This window comes from Pseudomonas sp. PWP3-1b2 (assembly GCF_049896045.1).
Taxonomy (GTDB): Bacteria; Pseudomonadota; Gammaproteobacteria; order Pseudomonadales; family Pseudomonadaceae; genus Aquipseudomonas; species Aquipseudomonas antarctica_B.
Genome location: NZ_JAFCTN010000023.1, coordinates 66944 through 90030, shown reverse-complemented (window position 1 = coordinate 90030; position 23087 = coordinate 66944). Strand labels below are relative to the sequence as shown.

Below are 23087 nucleotides of genomic sequence, written 5' to 3'. Positions count from 1 at the left end.
ACGCTAACAAGGGTTACGGGCGTGCTTCGCGCGCCCCGCCACTCCATCCCGGCGCCGGCTGCATCACCAGCACCAAACCGGAGAACCCTAGCACAAGATAGCTGAATAGCCGCCAGCGCAACGCTTCCGGCAGCCACACATGCACGACGCAAAACATTGCGCATGCATACAGCGCCATCAACAGCAGTTGGCCGCGAATATCCCGCCACAAACTCCCCAAGCCTTCAGCCTTGATCAGCACCAGCACCTGGAGCGTTACGCACGCCGCCGCAAAACCTACCAGCAACGCACTGAGCAAACCATCGATCTCATCGATCAGCAACGGCGCCAGGCCGATCAGGCCCAGCGCCGGTAAAACGCCTATGTGCAACAACCACAGGCCGCCCACCCAAAGCATCTGAGCGAGCTGCCAAAGCATCGCGCCCGCACGAAGCGGGCGCCGCCTTTCAGATGTGACGAACTTCAACAATCTCATACTCGATCACGCCACCAGGCGTCTTCACAGCCACCACATCACCCTCTTCCTTGGCAATCAAGGCACGGGCGAGCGGAGAACCGACGGAGATTTTACCGAGTTTGAAGTCAGCTTCGTCTTCGCCCACGATGTGGTAAACAACGCGCTCATCGGTCTCGACGTTGGCGATTTCCACGGTGGTGCCGAAAATCACTTTGCCGGTGTGCGGGATAGTCGTGACATCAATGATGACCTGGTTCTGAATCCGGCCTTCGATGTCACGGATCCGCGCCTCGACCATACCCTGCTGCTCGCGAGCAGCGTGGTATTCGGCGTTTTCCTTCAAGTCACCCAGCTCGCGGGCCGTACCGATGTCCTGGCTCAGCTTCGGACGGACGACCTTGGTCAGGTGGGTGTGTTCCTCTTCCAGGGCCTTGGCGCCCTGGACGGTCATTGGGTACTTGATCATGCCTTCAATCCTGCGTGTAGATCCTGCAAGCGACGCACGGTCTTTTCAGGACCGAACTTGAGCGCTTCACAGATGGCTTCGCCAGCAGCAATGGTGGTGGTGCAGTAGATCTTGTGCTGCAAGGCGTTACGACGAATGGAGTAGGAGTCCGCGATCGACTGGCGACCTTCGGTGGTGTTGATGATCAGGGTGACTTCGTCATTCTTGATCATGTCGACCACGTGTGGACGGCCTTCCGTCACCTTGTTGACGCGACGCACTTTCAGGCCGGCAGCTTCGATCAGCTTGGCGGTCCCGGCGGTGGCCACGACTTCGAAGCCCAAGTTGATCAGATCACGGGCTACGCCTGCAACCAGTGGCTTGTCATCGTCACGCACGCTGATGAACGCTGTACCGCCGGTTGGCAGCACTTCGCTCGCACCCATCTGGGCCTTGGCAAAGGCTTCACCGAACGTGTCGCCCACGCCCATCACTTCACCGGTGGACTTCATCTCCGGGCCCAGGATCGGGTCCACGCCAGGGAATTTGGCGAATGGGAACACCGCCTCTTTCACGCTGTAGAAGTTCGGAATGATTTCCTTGGTGAAGCCGATTTCCTTCAGGGTCTTACCGGCCATCACGCGGGCAGCGATCATGGCCAGGGACACACCGATGCACTTGGAAACAAATGGCACGGTACGCGAAGCCCGTGGGTTGACTTCGATGACGTAGATGTCTTCGCCTTGCAGCGCCAACTGAACGTTCATCAAGCCGACCACGCCGAGTTCCAGGGCCATTTTCTTGACCTGTTCACGCATCTCGTCCTGGATGTGTGCCGGCAGCGAGTACGGCGGCAGCGAGCATGCGGAGTCACCGGAGTGAACGCCCGCCTGTTCGATGTGCTGCATGATCGCGCCGATGACCACATCGGTACCATCGCAGACCGCGTCCACGTCCATCTCGATGGCGCAGTTGAGGAAGTGGTCGAGCAGCACAGGGCTGTCGTTGGACACTTTCACCGCGTCACGCAGGTAACGCTTGAGTTCGTCTTCTTCGTAGACGATTTCCATCGCACGACCGCCCAGTACGTAGGACGGACGCACCACCAGCGGGTAGCCGATCTTGCTGGCTGCGCGGATGGCTTCGTCTTCGCTGCGCACGGTGGCGTTTGGCGGCTGACGCAGGTTCAGGCGCTCAACCATTTGCTGGAAGCGCTCGCGGTCTTCGGCACGGTCGATCGCGTCTGGGCTGGTGCCGATAATTGGGACGCCGGCAGCTTCAAGAGCACGCGCCAGTTTCAACGGGGTCTGGCCGCCGTACTGGACGATCACGCCTTTTGGCTTCTCGACGCGGCAGATTTCCAGCACGTCTTCCAGGGTTACAGGCTCGAAGTACAGACGGTCGGAGGTGTCGTAGTCAGTGGAAACAGTTTCCGGGTTGCAGTTGACCATGATGGTCTCATACCCGTCTTCGCGCAGAGCGAGGGCGGCATGCACGCAGCAGTAGTCGAACTCGATGCCTTGGCCGATACGGTTAGGACCGCCGCCCAGAATCATGATCTTGTCGCGACCGGACGGAGCAGCTTCGCACTCTTCCTCGTAAGTCGAGTACATGTAAGCGGTGTCGGTGGCGAATTCAGCGGCGCACGTATCAACACGCTTGTAGACCGGGAAGATGTCGAGCTTGTGGCGGTGAGTCCGCAGGTTCTTCTCGGTCACACCCAGCAGTTTGGCCAGACGCTGGTCGGAGAAACCTTTGCGCTTGAGGCGGAACATCAGGTCGCGGCCGATAGAGGACAAGCCGAGGGTCTTGACCTTTTCTTCTTCCTTGATCAGGTCTTCGATCTGCACCAGGAACCAAGGGTCGATCATGTTCATGCCGAAGATGTCTTCGACCGACAGGCCAGCGCGGAAGGCGTCAGCCACGTACCAGATACGCTCGGCGCCCGGCACGGTCAGCTCACGCTTGAGGATGCTCATGCTTTCCGGGTTGCTCAGGTCGAGCTTCTCGTCCAGACCACAAACGCCTACTTCCAGGCCGCGCAGGGCTTTCTGCAGGGATTCCTGGAAAGTCCGGCCGATGGCCATGACTTCACCCACCGACTTCATTTGAGTGGTCAGGCGTGCGTCGGCTTTCGGGAATTTCTCGAAAGCGAAACGTGGCAACTTGGTGACGACGTAGTCGATCGACGGCTCGAAAGAGGCCGGAGTAGCGCCGCCGGTGATTTCGTTTTGCAGTTCGTCCAGGGTGTAGCCGATCGCCAGCTTGGCAGCGATACGCGCAATCGGGAAACCGGTGGCTTTCGAGGCCAGGGCCGAGGAACGGGATACCCGCGGGTTCATCTCGATGACTACCATGCGGCCAGTGTCCGGGCAGATGCCGAACTGGACGTTGGAGCCGCCGGTTTCCACGCCGATCTCGCGCAGTACCGCCAGGGAGGCGTTACGCATGATCTGGTATTCCTTGTCCGTCAGGGTCTGTGCCGGCGCAACAGTGATCGAGTCACCGGTGTGCACGCCCATCGGGTCAAAGTTTTCGATGGAGCAGACGATGATGCAGTTGTCTTTCTTATCGCGGACAACCTCCATCTCGTACTCTTTCCAGCCGATCAGGGATTCGTCGATCAGCAGCTCTTTGGTCGGCGACAGGTCCAGGCCACGGGCGCAGATTTCTTCGAACTCTTCACGGTTGTAAGCGATACCGCCACCGGTGCCGCCCATGGTGAAGGAAGGACGGATGATGCACGGAAAGCCCAGCTTCTCGAGCACTGCGTTGGCTTCTTCCATGCTGTGGGCGATGCCCGAGCGTGGGCAGTCCAGGCCGATAGACTTCATGGCCTTGTCGAAACGCGAACGGTCTTCAGCCTTGTCGATGGTGTCGGCGTTAGCACCGATCATCTCTACGCCGAACTTTTCCAGGACGCCTTCGCGCTCCAGGTCCAGGGCGCAGTTCAGTGCAGTCTGACCGCCCATGGTTGGCAACAGTGCGTCCGGGCGCTCTTTCTCGATGATCTTGGCAACGGTTTGCCACTTGATCGGCTCGATATAGGTAGCGTCGGCCATGTCCGGGTCGGTCATGATGGTGGCCGGGTTGGAGTTCACCAGGATGACGCGGTAGCCCTCCTCGCGCAGGGCTTTACAGGCCTGGGCGCCGGAGTAGTCGAATTCGCAGGCCTGGCCGATCACGATCGGGCCAGCGCCGAGAATCAGGATGCTTTTTATGTCTGTACGTTTTGGCATGGGTTTGTCACTCAAATCCGCAGGTCAGTCGGCAAGCCGTCTTGAACACTCTTTGAAGAGCCTGCGGGGGCCACCGAAACTCGGGGCCGCCCGCAGGCCGCTCAGTCAGCGTCGCTTGGCCATCTCATTGATGAAACGGTCGAACAGCGGCGCTACGTCGTTCGGGCCCGGGCTGGCTTCAGGATGGCCCTGGAAGCTGAACGCGCTCTTGTCAGTACGCTCGATGCCTTGCAGGGAACCGTCGAACAGCGACTTGTGGATAGCGCGCACGTTTGCCGGCAAGGTCGCTTCGTCCACCGCAAAACCATGGTTCTGGCTGGTGATCATCACGACGCCAGTGTCCAGGTCTTGCACAGGGTGGTTGGCACCGTGGTGGCCGTGGCCCATTTTCAGGGTCTTGGCGCCGGAGGCAAGGGCCAGCAGCTGGTGACCGAGGCAGATACCGAAGACCGGAATTTCGGTTTCCAGTACTTCCTTGATCGCCTGGATGGCGTAGTCGCAAGGCTCAGGGTCACCCGGGCCGTTGGACAGGAACACACCGTCCGGTTGCAGGGCCAGCACGTCACTCGCCGGGGTTTGCGCCGGCACTACGGTCACGCGGCAACCGCGCTCAACCAACATGCGCAGGATGTTGTATTTGACGCCATAGTCGTAAGCCACGACGTGGTACGGCAGGTCAGCAGCTTCGATGGTCTCGTGGCTGTCGGTCTTCAAGTCCCAGACAGTAGAGCGCCATTCGTACTTCTCTTTAACGCTGACGACTTTCGCCAGGTCCATGCCTTTTAGGCCTGGGAAACCTTGCGCTGCGGCAATCGCCGCCTCTTCGGAAATATTGTCACCGACCATGATGCAGCCGTTCTGCGAGCCTTTTTCACGCAGGATGCGTGTCAGGCGGCGCGTATCGATACCGGCGATAGCCACAACGTTGTTGGCTTTCAGGTAATCGGACAGCGACATCGTGTTACGCCAGTTGCTCGCAACCAGTGGCAGGTCACGAATCACCAGACCGGCCGACCAGACACGATCAGACTCGGCGTCTTCCGGTGTAGTACCGGTGTTGCCGATGTGCGGATAGGTCAGGGTAACGATCTGTTGGGCGTAGGAAGGATCAGTAAGGATTTCCTGATAGCCGGTCATGGCGGTGTTAAACACCACCTCTCCAACGGTTTGACCGTCGGCTCCAATGGCTTCGCCGCGAAAAATGCTGCCATCAGCAAGGGCGAGTATGGCTGGCTTAGTCAAGAAGACCTCCCGTAAATAAAGCCTGAAAGGGCGATCGCAGGTGTAAAAAAGCGGAGTGACGTATGGACACGTCACTCCGCTCATTCACTGAATTATTCTGCGCGCTTTTAGTGAACACACTAAAGCTGTAGCTTACAGAAAAAGGCTTTTTTGGTCCACCGCTAATGAGCCTAAAAGGCAGGGGAATGCGACAGGGCGTCGCTTAGCGGGTAAAACGGGGCCGAAGCATAAGCTTGGGGCCCCTTTTTAGCGACTGATTAGTGCAGGTCCAGCACATCGCGCATGTCGTACAGACCAGGCTCGCGACCTTCCAGCCAGAGCGCTGCACGCACCGCACCCTTGGCAAATGTCATGCGGCTGGACGCCTTGTGCGTAATCTCCAGGCGCTCGCCTTCAGAGGCGAACAACACGGTGTGATCACCCACCACATCGCCGCCGCGCACGGTCGCAAACCCAATGGTGTCACGCGCACGCTCGCCGGTATGCCCTTCGCGACCGTAAACCGCCACTTTCGACAGGTCACGCCCCAGCGCATCAGCAATCGCCTCGCCCATGCGCAACGCAGTGCCCGACGGCGCATCGATCTTGTGGCGGTGGTGGGTTTCGATGATCTCGATATCCGCCTCATCCCCCAGCACGCGCGCGGCCAGGTCCAGAAGCTTCAGCGACAGGTTCACACCCACACTGAAGTTGGCCGCGAAGACCACCGGAATATCCTTGCCCGCTTCCACCAGCAACTGCTTTTGCTGAGCGCTCAAGCCCGTGGTACCGATCACCATGGCCTTGCCAGCCTTGCGGCAGAACGCCAGGTTTTTCAGCATCACGTCCGGCAGGGTGAAATCGATCAGTACGTCGAACTCGTCAGCGACCTTCTCCAGGCTGCCCGACAGCGAAACGCCGATACGACCCAGCGAGGCCAGCTCACCGGCATCTGCACCGATCAGCGAGCTGCCCGGACGAACGATCGCCGCGGTCAGCCCGGAGGCCGGCGAGCGTTGCTGCACGGCCTCGACCAGATTCTTGCCCATGCGCCCTGCAGCGCCCATCACGGCTATACGTCGCATACTCACCCCTTACAGGTCGCCGAAAAAGCGCTTCACACCGTCGAAAAACCCAGTGGATTTCGGCGAGTGAGAGTCGTCACCTTCCAGCGAGCTGCGGAATTCCTCGAGCAATTCACGCTGACGACGCCCCAGGTTGACTGGCGTTTCAACCGCCACACGGCACATCAGGTCGCCCGCACCGCCACCGCGCACCGGCGCAACGCCTTTGCCACGGATACGGAATTGCTTGCCGGTCTGCGTCCCTTCAGGAATCTTGAGCTTGACCCGACCGTCCAGCGTCGGAATTTCCAGCTCGCCACCCAGGGCCGCATCCACAAAGCTGATGGGCACTTCACAGAACAGATGCTTGCCGTCGCGCTGGAAGATCGAGTGCTCGCGCACATTGATCACCACGTACAGGTCGCCGGTAGGTCCGCCTTGAGTCCCCGCCTCGCCTTCACCCGACAGGCGAATGCGATCACCGGTATCCACGCCCGCCGGCACTTTCACCGAAAGGGTTTTGTACTCTTCGACGCGGCCTTCACCGTGGCAGGAATCGCACGGATCGGAAATGATCTTGCCCTGGCCATGGCAGCGCGGGCAGGTTTGCTGCACCGAGAAGAAGCCCTGCTGCATGCGCACCTGACCGATGCCGCCACAGGTCGGGCACGTAATCGGCGAGGAGCCTTTTTTGGCGCCTGAACCATCGCACGGCTTGCAATTGACCAGCGTCGGCACGCGGATGTTGACGCTGGTGCCGCGCACGGCTTCTTCCAGGTTCAGTTCCAGGGTGTAGCGCAAGTCGCTGCCACGCTGGGCACCGCCGCGCTGACCACCGCGGCCGCCGCCGAAGAAGTCGCTGAATACGTCGCCGAAAATGTCGGAGAAATTCTGACCGCCAAAACCGGCACCGCCGCCCCCCATGCTTGGGTCAACGCCGGCATGGCCATACTGGTCGTAGGCCGCGCGCTTGTTGGGATCACTCAGGCATTCGTAGGCCTCGTTGGCCTCCTTGAACAACTCTTCGGATTCTTTGCTATCCGGATTACGGTCCGGGTGATGCTTCATCGCCAGGCGACGGTAGGCCTTTTTCAGGTCCGCTTCGCTGGAGCTGCGCTCCACACCCAATACTTCGTAATAGTCACGCTTTGCCATAAGTCTTTGCACTCTTAAGGACGTTCGGCGAGACCCTCCTGAGCCTTGCCAAACTCGTTGAGCCCCAATACAGGCCCGGACCCAACTCACGTCAATTCAACGATCCTGGTCTTTACTGCCTTTAGCCAGGTACCCGGCCAAAAACGCGGTGACTGTCGCTCGGAAAGCAGGAGCATCCCCGATCACACCGCCAACATCCGAACGCTGTCGCATGTTGTAAAAATTCGCATACCCCAGACACGCCAACGCGGGAGCAAGCTCCCGCGCGGCGACATCCTACCAGTCACCGCTGGAAAGCGGTCAACCGGGCGACCAACTTACTTGTGGTCTTTTACTTCTTCGAACTCGGCATCGACAACGTCGTCTTGCTTGTTTTCAGGCTCTGCTTGTTGTGCAGCGCCTTCAGCAGGCTGACCTTGTTCGGCGTACATTTTCTGAGCAACCGGCGCGGAGACTTTCGACAACTCCTCAACCTTGGCCTCGATGGCAGCCTTGTCGTCGCCTTTGATGGCGGCTTCCAGGGCAACCACAGCTGCTTCGATTGCGGTTTTCTCTTCAGCGGTCACTTTGTCGCCCGCTTCGGAAATCATCTTGCGCGTCGAGTGAACCAGAGCATCGCCCTGGTTGCGGGCGCCGGCCAGCTCAGCAAACTTGGCATCCGCATCAGCGTTGGCTTCAGCATCACGAATCATCTGTTGAATTTCTTCATCAGACAGGCCGGAGTTGGCCTTGATGGTGATCTTCTGCTCTTTGCCGGTAGCCTTGTCTTTCGCGCCGACGTGCAGGATGCCGTTGGCATCGATGTCGAAGGTTACTTCGATTTGCGGCACACCACGTGGTGCTGGTGGAATCTCAGCCAGGTCGAACTTGCCCAGGGACTTGTTCTGCGCCGCTTGCTTACGCTCACCTTGCAGCACGTGAATGGTCACGGCGCCCTGGTTGTCGTCGGCAGTCGAGAACACTTGGGATTTCTTGGTAGGAATCGTGGTGTTTTTCTCGATCAGCGCAGTCATCACGCCACCCATGGTTTCGATACCCAGGGTCAGCGGGCTAACGTCCAGCAGCAGCACGTCTTTCACGTCACCGGCCAGTACGGCACCCTGGATAGCAGCACCCATGGCAACGGCTTCGTCCGGGTTCACGTCTTTACGTGCTTCTTTACCGAAGAACTCGGTAACCAGCTTCTGAACCAGTGGCATACGGGTCTGACCGCCGACCAGGATCACGTCGTTGATCGCGCCAACGTCGATACCGGAGTCTTTCAGCGCAATGCGGCAAGGCTCGATAGTGCGTTGAACCAGGTCTTCAACCAGTGCTTCCAGCTTGGAACGCGAGATTTTCACGTTCAAGTGCTTTGGACCGGTGGCGTCTGCAGTGATATACGGCAGGTTCACGTCGGTCGACTGAGCGGAAGACAGTTCGATCTTGGCTTTCTCAGCGGCCTCTTTCAGGCGCTGCATGGCCAGCGGGTCACCCTTAAGGTTCATGCCGCTTTCTTTCTTGAATTCGTCAACGAGGTAGTCGATCAGACGAATGTCGAAGTCTTCACCGCCGAGGAAGGTGTCACCGTTGGTGGCCAACACTTCGAACTGGTGCTCGCCGTCAACTTCAGCGATCTCGATCACGGAGACGTCGAACGTACCGCCGCCCAGGTCATAAACGATCACAGTGTGGTCGCCCTTGGCCTTGTCCATACCGTAAGCCAGAGCGGCTGCGGTAGGTTCGTTGATGATACGTTTTACATCCAGGCCTGCGATGCGACCGGCGTCTTTGGTCGCCTGGCGCTGGCTGTCGTTGAAGTAGGCCGGAACGGTGATCACCGCTTCAGTCACTGTTTCACCGAGGTAGTCTTCGGCAGTCTTCTTCATCTTTTTCAAGATTTCAGCCGAGATCTGCGGCGGCGACATTTTCTGGCCGTTTACTTCAACCCAGGCGTCACCGTTGTCAGCCTTGGCGATTTTGTAAGGGACCATCTTGATGTCTTTTTGTACGACTTCTTCGTCGAACTTACGACCGATCAGACGCTTTACCGCGTACAGGGTGTTGTGCGGGTTGGTCACAGCCTGACGCTTGGCCGACTGGCCGACGAGAATTTCACCGTCGTTAGCGTAAGCGATGATCGACGGCGTGGTGCGCGCGCCTTCGGCGTTTTCGATAACTTTAGCAACGCCGTTTTCCAGCACGGAGACGCAGGAGTTGGTGGTCCCCAGGTCGATACCGATAATTTTGCCCATGATTTACTCTCCCGAAACTTGAATTTGGTTGCCGCAGCAGTGGTGGCTAACTGCGGTAGCACTTAAACGCTTGACTTATAGATGGGGCCGTTACGACTGATTTCAAGCCTGCTCATCAATAGAAGGTGCAACAGGTGCAGGAGCCTTGCTCACTACCACCATTGCCGGACGCAGCAAGCGACCGTTGAGTTGGTAGCCCTTCTGGAACACTTTCAACACACTGTTAGGCTCAAGGTCATGGCTTTCTTGCATGGCCATCGCCTGATGATGCTCAGCGTTAAACGGTTCGCCGCCTTGCGGATCAATAGCTTCCAGCTGATAACGCTTCAGGGTGTCCTGGAACATTTTCAGGGTCAGTTCGATCCCTTCGCGCATCGGGCGGATGTTTTCGTCGTCCGCATTGGACAACTCAAGACCACGCTCCAGGCTGTCAATGATCGGCAACAGATCACTGGCGAATTTTTCCAGCGCGAATTTGTGAGCCTTTTCAACATCCTGCTCGGCACGGCGGCGGACGTTTTGCAGGTCGGCGGCCACACGCAGCGATTGATCCTGCGCAGCGGCCAATTGCTCTTCGAGTACTTGCACGCGAGTCGCCAGCTCTTCTGCGGCAGCCGAATTGGCATCTGGAGTTTGCGTATCCTGCGTCTGTTCGTCAGCCATAGATTTCTCCTTTCAAAATCATGCGCGAACTCAACTCGCGCTTCTGTTCCGGTATATGGGGCCACAATTTTCAGGTTCAAGGGCGCAGGCGTTACCAAAAGTCTTTCCAGTGATGCAGATCAATTCCGGCCGGCTCATTCCTGTTCGCGCTAAATAACGCGACTGTTCAAGCAAATCGAGCTAAGCATCAGGATTGTCAGCCCGGAACAAAACACTGTATAAATAACCAGACCTAAAGCCTGGGAGCGGCCGTCATGCTCGTGCACCTGTCCGTACATAACTACGCAATCGTTGAACATCTGGATCTGGAACTGGATCGCGGGATGAGCGTAATCACAGGCGAAACCGGCGCCGGCAAGTCGATCATGCTCGACGCACTGGGCCTTACCCTGGGCGACCGCGCCGACAGTGGCGTGGTGCGCCCCGGTGCAGACAAGGCCGACATTCTGGCCACCTTTGACCTTGCGGATATTCCCGAAGCCGAAGTCTGGCTGACCGAACGCGACCTTAATAATGAAGGCCCGTGCATCCTGCGCCGGGTCATCACGGCTGAAGGGCGCTCGCGTGGCTACATCAATGGCACGCCCTGCCCGCTCGGCGACCTGAAAGCGCTGGGCGAATTGCTGATTGATATCCACAGCCAGCATGAACACCAGTCCCTGCTGAAAACCGACACCCACCGCCGCTTGCTCGATGAATACGCCGGCGCAACCGACCTTGCCCGCCAAGTGCAATTGGCCGCCCAACGCTGGCGGCAAACGCGTCAGGAACTGGAGCGCCTTTCCAATTCCGGCGACGAGCAACGCGCACGCCATCAATTGCTCAGCTACCAACTTGAGGAGCTGGAAAGCCTGGGGCTTGGCGAAACGGAGCTGGAGCAACTGGAGCAGGAACACAAAAACCTCACCAACGCCGAAACCCTGCTGGGCATCTGTCGCCAAGTGGTTGAGCAATGCAGCGAAAATGATTCAGGGAATGTGCTGAATGCACTGACGGCGAGCCTCAACCGTCTGTCGACTGTAAACAGTGGCTCGGGCTCTCTGAGCGAAGCCACCACGTTACTGACCAGCGCGCAGATTCAGGTAGAAGAAGCCGTCGGCGAGCTGAACCGCTTTCTGGATCACTTTGATGCAGACCCTGCGCGCCTGCAGGAAATCGAGGAACGCCTCGACACCATCTATACCCTGGCGCGCAAACATCGAATCCAGCCGACTGAAGTGGCGACCATGCAGCAGAAATTGCTGGATGAAATCGAGACATTGAATGCGAATGACGAGTCTATCGAGCGACTGGGTGAAGAACTCGCGTCCTTCGCTCGTCATTACCAGGAGAAAGCCCGCGAGCTGAGCGACCTGCGCCAGCAAGCTGCTACCGGCTTGGCGAGCGCTGTGGAGCAGGAAATTCAGCGCCTGGGCATGCCAGGTGGCCGCTTCACTATCGAATTGCGCACCAATACCAGCAACGAATTGCAGCCCCATGGGCTTGAGCAAGTGGAACTGCTGGTCAGCGCCAACCCCGGGCAACCACTCAAGGCCTTGGCCAAAGTAGCCTCTGGCGGCGAGTTGTCACGCATCAGCCTGGCGATACAGGTGATTACCGCGCAAACCTCACGCGTCCCGACGCTGGTATTCGACGAAGTCGATGTGGGTATTGGCGGGCCGACTGCGGAAATCGTTGGGCAGTTGCTGCGCCGCCTTGGTGATCGAGGCCAAGTGCTTACAGTCACTCACTTGCCGCAAGTGGCGGCACAAGGGCATCAACATCTATTTGTACATAAGGTACGAGGCAGCGACGCAACGCACACAGCCGTATCGAAGCTGAACAAGTCCGAGCGCGTAGAAGAAGTCGCGCGGATGCTGGGCGGTATCGACCTGACCAAAGAGTCCCTGGCTCATGCGAAGAAAATGGTCGTCGCAACCAAGGCTTAAGCTGGCATTTTTCTCTCTATAGAAAGCACGAAGGCGACCTTGAGGTCGCCTTCGTGCGTTTCGCAGAGCAAATCTGCGTCGTTTTTACTTTTTCTTACGGATGTACAGCACCAGATTATGGTCCACCAAATCGAATCCGTGCTCTTCGGCGATCGCCTTCTGGAGCTTCTCGATTTCCGGGCTGGTGAACTCGATAACCTCATTGGTATCCAGGTCAACCATATGATCGTGATGACCACCGTCAGCCAATTCGAACACTGCATGACCGCCGTCGAAATTATGACGAACCACCAGCCCTGCGGCTTCAAACTGGGTCAGCACACGGTAAACCGTAGCCAGGCCAACGTCCTCGTTAGACTCCATCAGTGCCTTGTAAACATCCTCGGCACTCATGTGGCGCTGCTCAGCAGAATCGAGCATTTGTAGAATCTTGACTCGTGGCAGAGTCACTTTAAGACCGGCTTTGCGTAGTTCGCTATTTTCAACCATGGTTAGCTTTCTCGCGGATGCTGCTTCGCAGCTTCTCTTAATACGGGTATGATCGGCGTTTACGTTGTCCCAGCCAAGATAGTGGAAGTCGCCCACCGATGCAAAACACCAAGCTCTTGCTAACCAGTTTCACCTTTGTGGGACTGCTCGCACTCGCCGGTTGTTCATTCCCCGGGGTTTACAAAATCGACATCCAGCAGGGCAATGTCGTCACGCAGGACATGATAGACCAGTTACGCCCGGGAATGACCCGACGGCAAGTACGGTTTATTATGGGCAATCCCCTGCTGACCGACACTTTCCATGCCGATCGCTGGGATTATCTCTACAGCATCCAGCCTGGTGGCGGTGAACGCCAACAGGAGCGCGTCAGCGTCATTTTTAATGGCAACGACCAGCTTGTCAGCCTGTCCGGTGACTTCATGCCCGGTGTAAGCCGTGATGAAGCGCTGCTGGGCAAAGACAACGGCACCACCGTGCCGGCTCCAGCGCAGGAAGCCGAACAACCGAAGTCCGAAGTGCCGGCCAAGCCAGGCTCCTTGCTGGACAAGATCCAGAAGGACGTCGATGGCGTGGAGACCGTTCCAGTCCCATCGCCACAGCCTCTGGACACCAGCCCGCAGTAAGTGTGCGGCGCTCAGCAAAAAGCCCGGCATGCCGGGCTTTTTGTTGCCTGCAAATTGCCAGGCTTACGAATTCTGTTTGGCCAGCGCAGCCTTGGCCGCTCGCAGCCTGCGCGCCTCTTTAGGGTCGGCCAGCAAGGGGCGATAAATCTCGATGCGGTCGCCCGATTGCACAGCGCGCACCTCAGGGTCCGCTACCACCTTGCCAAATATTCCCAGAGCGCACTCAGACAGCGCCAACTGCGGGAATTGCGCCGCCATTCCAGACAGCCGCACCGCCGACCTCACACTCGTGCCTGATGGCAAGACCACCGCCAATAACACCTGGCGATCTTCGGCGGCGTACACCACTTCAATCTCAACCATGCAGTTGTTTGGCTCGTTGGCAAAACGCATCCACCAGCGTATTCGCCGCCTGATTGAACAAAGGCCCCAAGGTCGCCCGCACAATTGGCCCCGCGTACTCGAAAGACAGGTCCAGGCTGATCTTGCAGGCTTTCTCCGTCAACGCTTTGAACACCCATACACCATGCAGCTGAGTGAACGGCCCTTCCTCCAGATTCATCTCAATGGATTTTCCGGGCACTAGAATATTGCGCGTCACAAAGTGCTGACTGAGACCGGCCTTGGCCACTCCAACACTCGCAACCATCTGCTCATCACTGCTCTCCAGCACTTCGGCGGTCGAGCACCACGGCAGAAATTCCGGATAACGCGCCACGTCGTTGACCAGGTCATAGAGCGCCTGCGCCGGATAGGGCAATAAAGCCGAACGTTGAATATGCGTCGTCATGTAAGCGCTACTTCCACTGCTGAGGCAAACATCGCGAAAAAACAGCCGGATCCGCGAGAGAAAAAAACCAAAGAACTGCCCGTATTGTCCGGGATTCGCTCAACACGCTCAAGCACGCAGGTTGACCGTAGCCGACACGCTCGCAACTCCCTATAATGCCGCCCCTATGGCTAAACAAAAGAAACACCCTACAGGGACCATCGCGCAAAATAAAAAGGCGCGACACGATTACTTCATCGAACATCGGTTCGAGGCTGGTCTGGTCCTGGCCGGCTGGGAAGTAAAAAGTCTGCGCGCCAGCAAGCTGCAACTGGTCGACAGCTACGTATTGCTCAAAGATGGCGAGGCATGGCTGCTGGGCAGTCATATCACCCCGCTGACCACTGCGAGCACCCACGTGATTGCCGACCCGGTGCGCACGCGCAAGCTCTTGCTCAACGCCCGAGAACTCGAAAAGCTCGCGGCGGCCGTACAGCAGAAAGGCTATGCCTGCATCTGCCTGTCCTGGTACTGGAGCAAGCACCTGGTCAAGTGCGAGATCGCGCTGGGCAAGGGCAAGAAGGAATACGACAAGCGCGACACCGAGCGCGAACGCGATTCCAATCGCGAGCTGCACCGCGCCGTGCGCAACAAAGGCAAGGAAGACTAATCCTTGTGTCAATGTAGCCTTGGGTCAAGCACCCTGGGCTACATGCCTTTGCGCCGCTCCGCCCGCGCCACACGCTGAACTTCTTGACGCACCTCTTCCAGCACTTCCTGCACATACAGCAGGTGACGTGTTGAGACCTCGCGCGCCTGCTCGGCCCGCCCCTCAATAATCGCCAGGTACAGATCCCGGTGCTGACCGATCAGCATGTCACGGGTTTCCGTACGCTGCTGGTACATGCCACCGATATTGGTCACCACGTTACGCTTGAGCAAATCGAACAGCCCGCGAATAGTGTGCAGCAACACCGCGTTATGGCTGGCCTCCGCAATAGCCAGGTGAAACCTCGCATCCGCCGCCCCCTCCTCCACGCGACTGACCTCATCGGAACGCGCATAGCAATCCTGCAACGCCTCAAACGCCGCCGTCAGCCGCTCACGATCAACTTCCGTTGCACGCAGCGCAGCGTAATAAGCACACGACGCTTCGAGGGTCTGGCGAAACTCCAGCAGATCACGCTGGGCCTCTGGGTTATTTTCCAACAGGTGCAGCAGCGGGTCACTGAAGGTTGATCCCAATGAGTCCGCCACATAGTTACCGCCGCCCTGGCGACTGACCAACAGCCCCTTGGCCGCCAGCTTCTGGATCGCCTCGCGCAACGACGGGCGCGACACGCCAAACTGCTCAGCCAGCGCGCGCTCGGCTGGCAAGCGTTCGCCCGACTTCAGCGTGCCCTCAAGGATCATGCCCTCAAGCTGCTCGACAATATCGTCAGACAAACGGCGCTGACGCACCTGATCAAACCCCATAACTCGCTCTCCACAATCCCGACCCCTCGCCGGGCCCTCTATTCTGGCCTATCGCCGCGCTTGCAGCACCTATCAGAACGCCCGCGATTTAGCTGATCAGCACACCTCACCCAAGCGCCTACGACGAAAGTTTCGCGGGCGGCAAATTGACACACCCCTACCGAGGCTTTTACTCTAGCCGACAGCAACTGTAAATTGGTATTACCAATTATCCAGACTGCCTAAACAACAACAATCAGGGGCCACCCCACCATGCAAACCTGGCAACAGCTTTACAGCCCTCTCGGCAGCCTCGGCCTGTCCGCACTGGCCGCCGTTATTCCGATCGTATTCTTCTTCCTCGCCCTGGCCGTGTTTCGCCTCAAAGGTCACGTCGCCGGCAGCATTACCCTGGGGCTGTCGATTCTGGTGGCAATCTTTGCATTCCAGATGCCCGTGGACATGGCGCTCGCCGCCGCCGGTTACGGCTTTGCCTACGGCCTGTGGCCGATTGCCTGGATCATCGTCGCCGCCGTCTTTCTCTACAAACTCACCGTCAAAAGCGGCCAGTTCGAAATCATCCGCAGCTCGGTGCTGTCGATCACCGACGACCAGCGTCTGCAAGTGCTGTTGATTGGCTTCTGCTTCGGCGCCTTCCTTGAAGGTGCCGCCGGTTTCGGTGCGCCCGTGGCGATCACCGCCGCGCTGCTGGTCGGTCTGGGCTTCAACCCGCTGTACGCCGCCGGCCTGTGCCTGATTGCCAACACCGCGCCGGTCGCCTTCGGCGCGCTGGGTATTCCGATCATCGTGGCGGGCCAAGTCACCGGCATTGATGCGTTCAAGATCGGCGCCATGACCGGCCGCCAACTGCCGCTGCTGTCGCTGTTCGTGCCGTTCTGGCTGGTGTTCATGATGGATGGTCTGCGCGGCGTTCGCGAAACCTGGCCGGCGGCGCTGGTCGCAGGCCTGAGCTTTGCCGTCACTCAATACTTCACCTCCAACTTCATCGGCCCGGAACTGCCGGACATCACCTCGGCGCTGGCCAGCCTCATCTCGCTGACCCTGTTCCTGAAAGTCTGGCAACCCAAGCGCACCGCGGGCGCACAGATTGCCGGCGCTACCGGCGGCACAACAATCACCGCCAGCGCTGGCGGCTTCGGCCTGCCGCGCCAAACAGTCGCGTCGCCTTACAGCCTGGGACAAATCTTTAAAGCCTGGTCGCCGTTTTTGATTCTCACCGTGCTGGTCACGATCTGGACCCTCAAGCCCTTCAAGGCAATGTTCGCCACGGGCGGCGCGATGTACAACTGGGTGTTCAACTTCGCAATCCCGCACCTGGATCAGATGGTGATCAAGGTTGCACCGATCGTCACCCAACCGACCGCTATTTCGGCCGTGTTCAAACTGGACCCGATCTCAGCCACCGGTACCGCGATTTTCTTCTCCGCACTGGTCTCGATGCTGGTTTTGAAAATCGACATCAAAACTGGTCTGACCACTTTAAAAGAAACCTTTTACGAGTTGCGCTGGCCGATCCTGTCCATCGGCATGGTGCTGGCATTCGCCTTCGTCACCAACTACTCCGGCATGTCCTCGACCATGGCGCTGGTATTGGCTGGCACCGGCGCGGCGTTCCCATTCTTCTCCCCCTTCCTCGGCTGGCTGGGAGTTTTTCTGACCGGCTCCGACACCTCGTCCAACGCCCTGTTCAGTTCGCTGCAAGCCACCACCGCGCACCAGATTGGCGTCAATGACGTTCTGCTGGTGGCGGCCAATACCAGCGGCGGCGTGACGGGCAAGATGATCTCGCCGCAATCGATCGCCGTGGCCTGCGCCGCCACCGGTTTGGTGGGCAAAGAGTCCGACCTGTTCCGCTTTACCCTCAAACACAGCCTGTTTTTTGCCACGATCGTCGGGTTGATCACACTGGCGCAGGCCTACCTGTTCACCGGTATGCTGGTGCACTGAGACCTGCACGTAATAGGGTAAGAATCGACGCCGGACACCGAGTACGGCGTCTGCTATTTCTGGAGGACCGATGAGCCTGCCTGCTGCTTTTCTGAGCGACGTCGCACAACTGATCCCGAAAGATCGTCGCTTCGACGATCCACTTTCCACTCTCGCTTTCGGCACCGACGCCAGTTTTTACAGGCTGATCCCACAGCTGGTAATTCGTGTGGAGTCGGAAGACGAAGTCGTGGCGCTGCTGCAACTCGCCCAGCGTGATCGCGTGCCGGTGACCTTCCGCGCAGCAGGCACCAGCTTGTCCGGGCAGGCCATCAGCGATTCGGTGCTGATTGTGCTGGGCGATAATTGGAACGGCCGCGAGATTCGCGGGCAAGGCACGCAGATCCGCCTGCAGCCCGGCGTGATCGGCGCACATGCGAATGCGTGGCTGGCGCCATTCGGACGCAAGATCGGGCCAGACCCGGCGTCGATCAACGCTTGCAAGATCGGCGGCATCGTCGCCAACAATGCCAGCGGCATGTGCTGCGGTACGGCGCAAAACACCTACCACACGCTGGCAGGTATTCGATTGGTCCTGGCCGACGGCAGCCGCCTGGACACCGAAGACGCCGCCAGCATCACAGCTTTTCGCAAAACCCACGGCGCGCTGCTGGAAAGCCTGGCGACGCTGGGCCGCGAGACGCGGGCAAACGCTGAGTTGGCTGCAAAGATCCGCCACAAATACCGTCTGAAAAATACCACCGGCTTGTCACTCAATGCCTTGGTGGATTTCGATGAGCCGCTGGATATTCTCAGCCACTTGCTGGTGGGCTCCGAAGGCACACTGGGCTTCATCAGCGCAGTGATCTACGACACCGTGATTGACCATCCAAACAAAGCTTCGGCGCTGATTGTGTTTCCGGATGTCGACACCTGCTGCAACGCGGTGACGGTGCTGAAAACCCAACCGGTCGCCGCCGTTGAACTGCTCGACCGACGCAGCATGCGCTCGGTGCAGAACAAACCCGGCATGCCCGCTTTCGTACAGCAGCTATCGGAAAATGCCTGCGCACTGCTGATCGAATCCCGCGCGGCGTCGCCGTCGTTACTGCATGAGCAACTCGCGCTGATCATGGCGTCCCTGGCGTCCTTCCCGGTGGAGAAACAGGTCGACTTCACCGAAGACCCCGTGGAAAACGCGCGCCTGTGGGCGATCCGCAAAGACACCTTCCCCGCCGTCGGCGCCGTGCGCAAAACTGGCACCACAGTGATCATCGAAGACGTGACCTTCCCGGTTGAACAACTGGCCATCGGCGTGAACCGCTTGATCGAACTGTTTGACAAACATCACTACGACGAAGCGATCCTTTTCGGACACGCCCTGGAAGGCAATCTGCACTTCGTCTTCACCCAAGGCTTCAACAGCAGCGAAGAAGTCGCACGCTATCAGGCGTTCATGGACGACGTGGCGCAACTGGTGGCAGTAGAATTCGGCGGCTCGCTGAAAGCCGAGCACGGCACGGGCCGCAATATGGCGCCCTTTGTCGAGCTGGAATGGGGCAGCGATGCCTATCAATTGATGTGGCAACTCAAACGCCTGCTTGACCCGAACGGCATCCTCAACCCTGACGTGGTGCTCAGCGACGATCCCCAAATCCACCTCAAACACCTGAAACCACTGCCTGCCGCTGACGAGCTTGTGGATAAGTGCATCGAGTGCGGTTTCTGCGAGCCGGTCTGCCCCTCGAAAGGCCTGACCTTGAGCCCGCGTCAACGCATCGTGATCTGGCGCGATATCCAGGCGAAAAAACGCGCGGGTATCGACACCACTGAATTGAAGGCGGCTTATCACTACCAAGGCATCGACACCTGCGCCGCCACCGGGCTGTGCGCCCAGCGCTGCCCTGTAGGCATTAATACCGGCGACCTGGTGAAAAAGCTGCGCAGCCGTGACGCCGACCGTACGAAAACAGCCGATTGGCTCGCCAGCCATTTCGCTACCGCACTGCAAGGCGCGCGCTTTACGCTGCACGTCGCCAATGGCGCACGCATGCTGTTGGGCGCGCCGCGTCTGGCGAAGCTGTCGGCAAAAGTCACGCAGCTGTCCAAGGGCCAAATTCCGCAGTGGAGCAGCGCCATGCCACAGCCGGAAAAAGCCATACGTTTCAGTCCCGCCGTCACTGATGAGCGACCGCGCGTGGTCTACCTGGCAGCCTGCGTTTCACGCGCCATGGGCCCGGCAGCCGGTGATAAAGAGCAAATGTCGCTGTACGTCAAAACCCGTGGCCTGCTGGAAAAAGCCGGTTACCAAGTCGTGTTTCCCGACAATCAGGACAGTCTGTGCTGCGGCCAACCGTTCGCCTCTAAAGGCTACGCCGAGCAAGCCGAACTCAAACGCCAGGAACTGATCGGCGCCCTGCTCCATGCCAGCCGTGGCGGGCTCGACCCCATCTATTGCGACACCAGCCCGTGCACTTTGCGGCTGGTGCAAGACCTCAGCGAAACGCGCCTCGACCTTTACGACCCAGTGCGTTTCATCCGCACCCACCTGATGGACCGCCTCGACTTCACCCCGCAGGAAGCGCCGATTGCGGTGCACGTCACCTGCAGCACCCAACACCTCGGCGAAAGCCAGGCCTTGATCGACCTCGCAAGGCGCTGCTCGAAAACCGTGGTGATCCCCGAAGGCATCCACTGTTGCGGCTTCGCCGGCGACAAAGGTTTCACCACCCCGCAACTCAATGCCCATTCACTGCGCACCCTCAAAAACGCCGTGCAGCACTGCAGTGAAGGCATCTCCACCAGCCGCACGTGCGAGATCGGCCTGAGCCAACACGGCGGCATTGATTACCACGGTTTGGTGTACCTCGTGGACCGCGTCACCCAGGCCCGCGTGCATTAAAGCTGCAAAAAAACAGAACCCCTGTGCGCCGGCGCAGTCATCTGCATAGGCCTCGGCGAACGAGGCTAAACAGAGATGTCGCTGGCATGCCTTGAACGCCAGCAATGTCGAGCCCTTTTTCGCAAGGAGATACCCTATGAAGCGTTCCGCTCTTGCTGGCTTGTTCATTACCGCTGCGATGCTGGCCTCCCCTGTTTTCGCTGCCGGCGAAACTGATCTGTGCAAGATCAACCTGGACAAAATCAACAACGGCCAAGCTCTGCTGGCGACTGATACCAGTGGCAAAAAAGGCGAAATCGACACCGTTGTCTCCCAAGCCAAGGCCGCTCACGCCGCCGGCGATGACAAGAAGTGCATCGAGATTACCTCCAAGGCCCTGCAAGACATGCAGAACAGCGAGAAAGGCGGCCAATAAACCCGTCGCCGTCTCAAGGCCAACCTTCGGGTTGGCCTTCTCCAACCGTTTGGCGTACACTGCACAGGCTTGTCACTCACTAAGAAACAACGAGTTACAAGCACGGGGCCGTTTAGGATTCGACGCCGGTCGCGAAACTTTAGGTGCATGCCGAGTTGGTAACAGAACTCGTAAATCCACTGTTGCAACTTCTTATAGTTGCCAATGACGAAAACTACGGCCAGGAATTCGCTCTCGCTGCGTAAGCAGCCTTAGCCCTGAGCTTCTGGTACCTTCGGGTCCAGCAATCACCAGGGGATGTCTGTAAACCCAAAGTGATTGTCATATAGAACAGAATCGCCGTGCAGTACGTTGTGGACGAAGCGGCTAAAACTTACACAACTCGCCCAAAGCACCCTGCCCTTCGGGTCGCTGAGGGTTAACTTAATAGATACGGCTACGCATGTAGTACCGACAGCGGAGTACTGGCGGACGGGGGTTCAAATCCCCCCGGCTCCACCACTTCATCATCTAAAGACGTCCACGGACGTCTTTTTTTGTACCTGAAATCCAGTGAAATCAAGGGTTTAAGCGCTACTTGGCGCTGGAGAGGTTTTTTGAGTTCCAGCCGTTTGGGTATTCCAAATGGTATTCCAAGCCATCCGGTGCTATTTTTTGGAATACCAAAACGGTGTCAGAGGAAGCTCTCATGCCTGCTCCAGCCCTCCGCCTTTCCGACCGCCAGCTCAAGGCAGTCAAGGCAAAAGACAAGGATTACGTCCTCAGCGATGGTGACGGCCTTCAGCTCCGAGTCAGGAGCAACGGCTCGATGCTGTGGAACTTCAACTACCGCGAGCCGGTAACCAAAAATCGTATCAATATGGGGCTGGGCACGTACCCAGAGCTCTCACTAGCGAACGCCAGGAAAAAAGTGGTGGAAGCGCGCGAGCTGCTTGCACAAGGCATTGATCCCAAGGTGCAACGCAATGCACAGGACGAAGCCAAACGAGCGGAGACGGAACATACGTTCGAGAACGTGGCCACCGCCTGGTTCGAGCTGAAGAAGGACTCCGTCACGCCGGCGTACGCCGAAGACATCTGGCGGTCGCTCACGCTGCATGTATTTCCAGACCTGAAAACAACGCCGCTCTCGAAAATTACCGCACCGATGGTCATCGAACTGCTTCGCCCAATAGAAGCTAAAGGCAGTCTCGAGACAGTGAAGCGACTGAGCCAACGGCTCAATGAGATCATGACCTACGGGGTAAACTCCGGGCTGATTTTCGCTAACCCCCTCAGTGGCATTCGGGCGGTATTCAAGAAGCCAAAAAAAGAAAACATGGCCGCGCTACGACCAGATGAGCTGTCCGAGCTCATGATCGAAATCGCGAACGCCAGCATCAAGCGGATCACCCGCTGCCTGATCGAATGGCAACTGCACACCATGACCCGTCCTGCCGAAGCGGCCACCACCCGATGGGCAGACATCGACTTCGACAAACGCATCTGGACCATCCCGCCGGAGCGCATGAAAAAGCGTCGTCCGCACACCATCCCGCTGACCGAACAGGCACTCGCGTTACTGGAGACGCTCAAGCCCCACAGCGGCCACAGGGAATACGTGTTCCCGGCAGATAGAAATCCGCGCACCCACGCCAACAGCCAGACTGCCAACATGGCGTTGAAACGCATGGGCTTCCAGAACCGCTTGGTCAGCCACGGCATGCGCTCTATGGCCAGCACCATCCTGAACGAGCATGGGTGGGATCCGGAGCTGATCGAAGTCGCGCTGGCGCATGTCGATAAAGACGAAGTTCGGAGCGCCTACAACCGGGCGGATTACATCGAACGCCGGCGTCCGATGATGGCCTGGTGGAGTGAGCATATCCAGAAGGCGGCAACGGGCAGCTTGTCGGCATCTGCGATCAATCAAACCAGTGACCGCAACGTCGTGCCGATACGCTGAGGATTCACCGGATGGCGACAACCCGCGTAATCCGTGGCGTGCAGCGTGGCGACAGAAGTGGCGACTGTCGCCAAGCGCGTAGCCAAACCCTATAACCCCGACGCCAGCACAAACCGGGCAGCGCCCATGATTG

At 58.5% G+C, this 23087-nt stretch carries 19 protein-coding genes and 1 other RNA gene; 8 read left to right on the top strand and 12 right to left on the bottom strand.

Annotated elements, in window-relative coordinates:
* Nucleotides 1-13: 13 nt before the first annotated feature.
* The 8 genes from ACP7A2_RS16555 to grpE form a co-directional block, all read right to left on the bottom strand.
* Nucleotides 14-418 (bottom strand): MFS transporter, encoded by a 405-nt coding sequence (locus ACP7A2_RS16555; protein WP_426135082.1) that lies wholly within the window; start codon nucleotides 416-418, stop codon nucleotides 14-16.
* A 28-nt stretch (nucleotides 419-446) separates the two neighbouring features.
* Nucleotides 447-923 (bottom strand): transcription elongation factor GreA, encoded by a 477-nt coding sequence (gene greA, locus ACP7A2_RS16550; RefSeq protein ID WP_426135081.1) that lies wholly within the window; start codon nucleotides 921-923, stop codon nucleotides 447-449.
* Nucleotides 920-4141 carry a carbamoyl-phosphate synthase large subunit gene (carB, locus tag ACP7A2_RS16545; protein WP_426135080.1) on the bottom strand — a complete coding sequence of 1074 codons (3222 nt, stop codon included), beginning with the start codon at nucleotides 4139-4141 and terminating at the stop codon, nucleotides 920-922. Before carB ends, greA begins: the two co-directional genes overlap by 4 nt.
* 105 nt (nucleotides 4142-4246) lie before the next feature.
* Complete coding sequence (carA, locus tag ACP7A2_RS16540) at nucleotides 4247-5383, bottom strand: glutamine-hydrolyzing carbamoyl-phosphate synthase small subunit (protein WP_426135079.1); 1137 nt, start codon at nucleotides 5381-5383, stop codon at nucleotides 4247-4249.
* 257 nt (nucleotides 5384-5640) lie between these two features.
* On the bottom strand, nucleotides 5641-6447 hold the full coding sequence (dapB, locus tag ACP7A2_RS16535) for a 4-hydroxy-tetrahydrodipicolinate reductase (RefSeq protein ID WP_426135078.1): 807 nt from the start codon (nucleotides 6445-6447) through the stop codon (nucleotides 5641-5643).
* 9 nt (nucleotides 6448-6456) lie between these two features.
* On the bottom strand, nucleotides 6457-7581 hold the full coding sequence (gene dnaJ / locus ACP7A2_RS16530) for a molecular chaperone DnaJ (protein WP_426135077.1): 1125 nt from the start codon (nucleotides 7579-7581) through the stop codon (nucleotides 6457-6459).
* Between the two features lie 317 nt (nucleotides 7582-7898).
* The gene (gene dnaK / locus ACP7A2_RS16525; protein WP_426135076.1) at nucleotides 7899-9815 is read right to left on the bottom strand and encodes a molecular chaperone DnaK; all 1917 of its coding nucleotides are present in this window, start codon (nucleotides 9813-9815) and stop codon (nucleotides 7899-7901) included.
* A 102-nt stretch (nucleotides 9816-9917) separates the two neighbouring features.
* A complete protein-coding gene (gene grpE / locus ACP7A2_RS16520; RefSeq protein WP_426135075.1) occupies nucleotides 9918-10478 on the bottom strand; it encodes a nucleotide exchange factor GrpE in 561 nt (186 codons plus the stop codon).
* Between the two features lie 254 nt (nucleotides 10479-10732).
* On the opposite strand from grpE, the gene recN reads away from it, so the two are divergent.
* A complete protein-coding gene (gene recN, locus ACP7A2_RS16515; protein WP_348057053.1) occupies nucleotides 10733-12406 on the top strand; it encodes a DNA repair protein RecN in 1674 nt (557 codons plus the stop codon).
* Nucleotides 12407-12490: 84 nt separating this feature from the next.
* Here the strand turns inward: recN and fur are convergent, their stop codons facing one another.
* A complete protein-coding gene (fur, locus tag ACP7A2_RS16510) occupies nucleotides 12491-12895 on the bottom strand; it encodes a ferric iron uptake transcriptional regulator (RefSeq protein ID WP_024077449.1) in 405 nt (134 codons plus the stop codon).
* A gap of 98 nt (nucleotides 12896-12993) precedes the next feature.
* Between fur and ACP7A2_RS16505 the strand changes: the two genes are divergently transcribed.
* Nucleotides 12994-13521: an outer membrane protein assembly factor BamE gene (locus ACP7A2_RS16505; protein WP_426135074.1), complete on the top strand. Its 528-nt coding sequence runs from the start codon at nucleotides 12994-12996 to the stop codon at nucleotides 13519-13521.
* A gap of 63 nt (nucleotides 13522-13584) precedes the next feature.
* On the opposite strand, the gene ACP7A2_RS16500 is transcribed toward ACP7A2_RS16505, so the two are convergent.
* Both ACP7A2_RS16500 and ACP7A2_RS16495 read right to left on the bottom strand, forming a co-directional pair.
* A complete protein-coding gene (locus ACP7A2_RS16500; RefSeq protein WP_426135073.1) occupies nucleotides 13585-13884 on the bottom strand; it encodes an RnfH family protein in 300 nt (99 codons plus the stop codon).
* A complete protein-coding gene (locus ACP7A2_RS16495) occupies nucleotides 13877-14311 on the bottom strand; it encodes a type II toxin-antitoxin system RatA family toxin (RefSeq protein WP_348057047.1) in 435 nt (144 codons plus the stop codon). Before ACP7A2_RS16495 ends, ACP7A2_RS16500 begins: the two co-directional genes overlap by 8 nt.
* A 166-nt stretch (nucleotides 14312-14477) precedes the next feature.
* On the opposite strand from ACP7A2_RS16495, the gene smpB reads away from it, so the two are divergent.
* Entirely contained in the window at nucleotides 14478-14960 is a 483-nt protein-coding gene (smpB, locus tag ACP7A2_RS16490) for an SsrA-binding protein SmpB (protein WP_003235073.1), read from the top strand.
* A 38-nt stretch (nucleotides 14961-14998) separates the two neighbouring features.
* Here the strand turns inward: smpB and ACP7A2_RS16485 are convergent, their stop codons facing one another.
* Nucleotides 14999-15766: an FCD domain-containing protein gene (locus tag ACP7A2_RS16485; RefSeq protein WP_348057045.1), complete on the bottom strand. Its 768-nt coding sequence runs from the start codon at nucleotides 15764-15766 to the stop codon at nucleotides 14999-15001.
* 252 nt (nucleotides 15767-16018) lie between these two features.
* Here ACP7A2_RS16485 and ACP7A2_RS16480 point away from each other — a divergent pair, with 252 nt between their 5' ends.
* The 5 genes from ACP7A2_RS16480 to ACP7A2_RS16460 all read left to right on the top strand — a co-directional run bounded on the left by ACP7A2_RS16480 (nucleotide 16019) and on the right by ACP7A2_RS16460 (nucleotide 22954).
* Nucleotides 16019-17713, top strand: coding sequence for a lactate permease LctP family transporter (locus tag ACP7A2_RS16480; protein ID WP_426135072.1), 1695 nt, complete (start codon nucleotides 16019-16021; stop codon nucleotides 17711-17713).
* A 70-nt stretch (nucleotides 17714-17783) separates the two neighbouring features.
* Entirely contained in the window at nucleotides 17784-20594 is a 2811-nt protein-coding gene (locus tag ACP7A2_RS16475; protein WP_426135071.1) for an FAD-binding and (Fe-S)-binding domain-containing protein, read from the top strand.
* Nucleotides 20595-20730: 136 nt separating this feature from the next.
* Nucleotides 20731-21009 (top strand): hypothetical protein, encoded by a 279-nt coding sequence (locus ACP7A2_RS16470; protein WP_426135070.1) that lies wholly within the window; start codon nucleotides 20731-20733, stop codon nucleotides 21007-21009.
* A 104-nt stretch (nucleotides 21010-21113) separates the two neighbouring features.
* Nucleotides 21114-21510: a transfer-messenger RNA gene (gene ssrA / locus ACP7A2_RS16465) on the top strand.
* Nucleotides 21511-21697: 187 nt separating this feature from the next.
* Nucleotides 21698-22954 (top strand): integrase domain-containing protein, encoded by a 1257-nt coding sequence (locus ACP7A2_RS16460; protein WP_426135069.1) that lies wholly within the window; start codon nucleotides 21698-21700, stop codon nucleotides 22952-22954.
* Nucleotides 22955-23087: the final 133 nt, after the last annotated feature.

Excerpts from the sequence above, each read along its gene's own strand:
- ACP7A2_RS16555 (WP_426135082.1), bottom strand. The coding sequence starts at position 418 with ATGCTTTGGCAGCTCGCTCAGATGCTTTGGGTGGGCGGCCTGTGGTTG.
- greA (WP_426135081.1), bottom strand. The coding sequence starts at position 923 with ATGATCAAGTACCCAATGACCGTCCAGGGCGCCAAGGCCCTGGAAGAG.
- carB (WP_426135080.1), bottom strand. The coding sequence starts at position 4,141 with ATGCCAAAACGTACAGACATAAAAAGCATCCTGATTCTCGGCGCTGGC.
- dapB (WP_426135078.1), bottom strand. The coding sequence starts at position 6,447 with ATGCGACGTATAGCCGTGATGGGCGCTGCAGGGCGCATGGGCAAGAAT.
- dnaJ (WP_426135077.1), bottom strand. The coding sequence starts at position 7,581 with ATGGCAAAGCGTGACTATTACGAAGTATTGGGTGTGGAGCGCAGCTCC.
- dnaK (WP_426135076.1), bottom strand. The coding sequence starts at position 9,815 with ATGGGCAAAATTATCGGTATCGACCTGGGGACCACCAACTCCTGCGTC.
- grpE (WP_426135075.1), bottom strand. The coding sequence starts at position 10,478 with ATGGCTGACGAACAGACGCAGGATACGCAAACTCCAGATGCCAATTCG.
- recN (WP_348057053.1), top strand. The coding sequence starts at position 10,733 with ATGCTCGTGCACCTGTCCGTACATAACTACGCAATCGTTGAACATCTG.
- fur (WP_024077449.1), bottom strand. The coding sequence starts at position 12,895 with ATGGTTGAAAATAGCGAACTACGCAAAGCCGGTCTTAAAGTGACTCTG.
- ACP7A2_RS16505 (WP_426135074.1), top strand. The coding sequence starts at position 12,994 with ATGCAAAACACCAAGCTCTTGCTAACCAGTTTCACCTTTGTGGGACTG.
- ACP7A2_RS16500 (WP_426135073.1), bottom strand. The coding sequence starts at position 13,884 with ATGGTTGAGATTGAAGTGGTGTACGCCGCCGAAGATCGCCAGGTGTTA.
- ACP7A2_RS16495 (WP_348057047.1), bottom strand. The coding sequence starts at position 14,311 with ATGACGACGCATATTCAACGTTCGGCTTTATTGCCCTATCCGGCGCAG.
- smpB (WP_003235073.1), top strand. The coding sequence starts at position 14,478 with ATGGCTAAACAAAAGAAACACCCTACAGGGACCATCGCGCAAAATAAA.
- ACP7A2_RS16485 (WP_348057045.1), bottom strand. The coding sequence starts at position 15,766 with ATGGGGTTTGATCAGGTGCGTCAGCGCCGTTTGTCTGACGATATTGTC.
- ACP7A2_RS16480 (WP_426135072.1), top strand. The coding sequence starts at position 16,019 with ATGCAAACCTGGCAACAGCTTTACAGCCCTCTCGGCAGCCTCGGCCTG.
- ACP7A2_RS16475 (WP_426135071.1), top strand. The coding sequence starts at position 17,784 with ATGAGCCTGCCTGCTGCTTTTCTGAGCGACGTCGCACAACTGATCCCG.
- ACP7A2_RS16470 (WP_426135070.1), top strand. The coding sequence starts at position 20,731 with ATGAAGCGTTCCGCTCTTGCTGGCTTGTTCATTACCGCTGCGATGCTG.
- ACP7A2_RS16460 (WP_426135069.1), top strand. The coding sequence starts at position 21,698 with ATGCCTGCTCCAGCCCTCCGCCTTTCCGACCGCCAGCTCAAGGCAGTC.